Source organism: Arthrobacter sp. Hiyo1 (assembly GCF_001263615.2).
In the GTDB taxonomy this organism is placed as follows: domain Bacteria; phylum Actinomycetota; class Actinomycetes; order Actinomycetales; family Micrococcaceae; genus Arthrobacter.
Map to the genome: position 1 here is coordinate 296,948 of NZ_DF952474.1, position 3,045 is coordinate 299,992.

A 3,045-nucleotide genomic window follows, 5' to 3' on the forward strand; every position below is an offset into this window, starting at 1 on the left:
TTTGAGCAGCTCCGGAGGGAGCCCGACGGCGGAGCTGCCGCCGGCCCCGCCGTCGAACTCGCCAACCGGACCCACACCTGCCCTGCCGGCGGCTGAGCCATCGGGACTGGAACACAATGGCCTTTTCCTGGACGTAGCCACGCGGACCACCCGGGTGGGAACCGAAGAGGTGCAATTGACCCGCACCGAGTTCGACCTTCTTCAGGCCCTCATGGAGGCCGGGCGCGTTGTGCGAAGCACCACGGGGCTTGCCCGCTGGCTCCACGCCAGGGAGTACGAAACGGGAGGCTTTGTCAGCGAATCCGAAGAGCGCGCGATCCAGGTGCACATCGCCAATCTGCGGCGGAAGCTCGGCGACTCGGCGCAGTCGCCGCGGTGGGTGGAAACCGTGCGTGGCGTCGGTTACCGCCTAGCCGCAAAGACATCGGAAAACTGACCCAATCTTAAGCGAACCTTTAACAACGCTCTTTACGCTGGGAAAGTCAACTTCGGATTTTCACGGCTCAAAGGAGCATCGCATGAAAAAATTCGCCGCAACACTGCTCATGACGGGCCTGCTGGCTATTGGCGGATTTGTCACCCCTGCCAATGCCGCACCGAAGACCACGCACGACACCACCGGCACAACAGTAACGACGGTTACCACCGGCACTGTTGTGAACTACGCTCAGATCGGTTGGTGGCCCAACTGACTCGCACTAGATGCCGTTTTGGCGCCTCATAACGGCATCTACTGCTAGCTACTTGGGTAGACGGGCAAGAAGAAGCTCCACACACCGCCCCGGGCCACCGCCCAGGGGCGGTGTTTTTTGGGCGGCCGCCCTTAGCTCTCCGTATCCAGCGGGAGCCGGACTGAAACCGTGGTTCCTACGCCCAGGGCGGACTCGACGTCGAGCCGGCCGGAATGGCGTTCCACAATGTCGTGGGCAATCGCCAGGCCAAGCCCGCTCCCGGGGATGGCCGCAGTGGAGGCGTTTGAAGCGCGGAAGAACCGTGTGAACACCTGCTCGATCTCGGTTTCGGGGATCCCGACGCCGGTGTCCTCCACGCGCACCACCACGCTGGGAACCGTCCCCGGGTCCGAGGTGACCCCGCTGCTGACCGCGACGTGGCCGCCGTTGGGCGTGAACTTGATCGCGTTGCTGATGATGTTGGCGAAGACTTGCTCGAGCTTGGCCTCGTCGGCCTGGACGGTCATGGTTCCTGGCGCATGCATCACAGTGAGTGAAAGCGAACGGGAGTCGGCGAGCGGCTGCAACGTCGAGACAACAAGCCTGAGCAGGGTGCCCACATTCACGCGGCTCAGTTCGAGGTCGCCGGAAGTGTCCTGGTGCGAGACTGTGAGCATGTCTTCGATCAGCCGTCGGAGCCGCTCGGCATTTCGTGAAATGACATCGACCATCCGCTCGACGCCCGCGGGAAGAGGTCCACCGGCGCCGGCACGGATCATGTCCAGGTATGCCGTGATGGACGTCAGGGGGGTTCGGAGTTCGTGGTTCACGGTGGTGAGGAAGTCGGTCTTGGCCTGGTCGAGTTCCTGGAGCTTGTACATGACCTGCTGTTGCGCGCCAATCAGGTGGCTCTGCATCAGGCCATACGCCAAGTTCCCCGAGACGTGCTGAATCAGGCCTATTTCGGCCCGGGTCCATTCCTGCGCCGTGTCCGGGCGGGCGATCCAGATGACCCCGAGAACGAGGTCTCCCTCGCCTACCGGCACCACAACAGAGGCCGACGGCGCCCCCGCACCACCGGTATCACCCGCACCACCGGATTCACCCGAGGGAGCCCGTTTGGGCAGCGGCTGCACTTCCGCTTCTGCCCACAACCGTTCCGCCAGTTCGAACGTGGCGATTTCGTCAGTGAGTTCTCCCGGCAGGACTCCCGGCACCAGTCCGGGCGCGTTCCATTCGGCGCTCACCTGCGGCACCCGGGTATCCGGGAACGTCGTGAACCAGACGTGTTCCGCGCCCAAGGCCTCGCCGATTCCGTCGACCAGGTGCCGGGCAATCAGGCCTGGATCGATGGTTGACCGGATCGCCGCGGAAACCTTCCGCAGGCTCTCCCTCAGCGACTCGGCTTCCGAACGGCGGCGCGTCCGTTCGGCGGCACGCGCTATCAGTACCAAGGCCCGGTGCACCCGAAATGCGGGAGGCTGGCCCCGGTAGGTGTAATCAGCAATCGTCCACCCTTCCAGGGCAGTAACATCCAGCTCGTTCTCGGGATCCAGCAAGAGCAAAACCGGAACGCTGTTCCGGGGAAGGAACTCCCGGAGGTCGTTGTCCACCACCAGCACGTCCCACGGTTCGCTTTCCAGCGCGGCCGCAAGTGAACCGGCGTCGGACACTGAACGAACCATGAACCCTGCCGCGGCGAGCGCTGCAACCGTCTCGGCGAGACGGGCCGGGTCAGGGTCGGCCACCAAGGCCCGGTTTGGCAACGATGCATTGTCAGTCAAGCTACGCTCCTACTGTCCGGTCCGTCCCCCCACGGGAAGCCTACTATCGAGAACGTTACTTGAGTCCGGCTCCAGGTAGCAGTTCGACGGCGCCAAGGGAGTCCGCGACGAAGGCATAGTCCCACGCGCGCTCGCGCCACTGCACGTACCGTCCCGATGCTCCGCCGTGTCCACCGTCCATCTCGATCTTCATGACGATGGGCGCACTGCCCGTGGTCTCGGAGCGCAGCACCTGGACCCATTTGGCCGGTTCAACGTAGAGCACGCGGGTGTCGTTGAAGGACGTGACCGCTGCGATCTGCGGGTACGAAACGGCCCGGATGTTCTCATACGGGGTGTAGGACTTCATGTACTCGTACACCTCGGGATCCGTGATGGGGTTGCCCCATTCTTCCCACTCGAGCGCGGAGAGCGGCAGTTCGGGGTCCAGGATGGTGTTGAGCGCGTCCACGAACGGAACGGCCGCCACGATCGCGGCGTACTTTTCCGGCGCGAGGTTGGCCACGGCACCCATCAGCAGGCCACCTGCGGAGCCGCCCATGGCCGCGATCCGCTCCGGGGCCACCCAACCGGAGGACGCGAGCCAGTCC

Annotated in this window: 4 protein-coding genes; 2 read left to right on the top strand and 2 right to left on the bottom strand. The window is 64.2% G+C overall.

Going from position 1 to position 3,045, the window contains the following annotated elements; all coding sequences use genetic code 11:
* Nucleotides 1–436 (top strand): winged helix-turn-helix domain-containing protein (locus AHiyo1_RS27275; protein WP_253257454.1); only part of this gene is annotated, 436 nt, incomplete at its 5' end.
* Nucleotides 437–518: 82 nt separating this feature from the next.
* The gene (locus AHiyo1_RS24935; protein WP_172465637.1) at nt 519–692 is read left to right on the top strand and encodes a hypothetical protein; all 174 of its coding nucleotides are present in this window, start codon (nt 519–521) and stop codon (nt 690–692) included.
* Nucleotides 693–823: 131 nt separating this feature from the next.
* Here AHiyo1_RS24935 and AHiyo1_RS18715 read toward each other — a convergent pair whose 3' ends face one another.
* Complete coding sequence (locus AHiyo1_RS18715; protein WP_059389552.1) at nt 824–2,455, bottom strand: sensor histidine kinase; 1,632 nt, start codon at nt 2,453–2,455, stop codon at nt 824–826.
* 55 nt (nt 2,456–2,510) lie between these two features.
* The coding region (locus tag AHiyo1_RS18720) for a prolyl oligopeptidase family serine peptidase (protein WP_148667665.1) at nt 2,511–3,045 on the bottom strand (535 nt) is incomplete at its 5' end.

What these genes read in the sequence shown, in the direction of transcription:
- AHiyo1_RS24935 (WP_172465637.1), top strand. Translation starts at nt 519, where the DNA reads ATGAAAAAATTCGCCGCAACACTGCTCATGACGGGCCTGCTGGCTATT.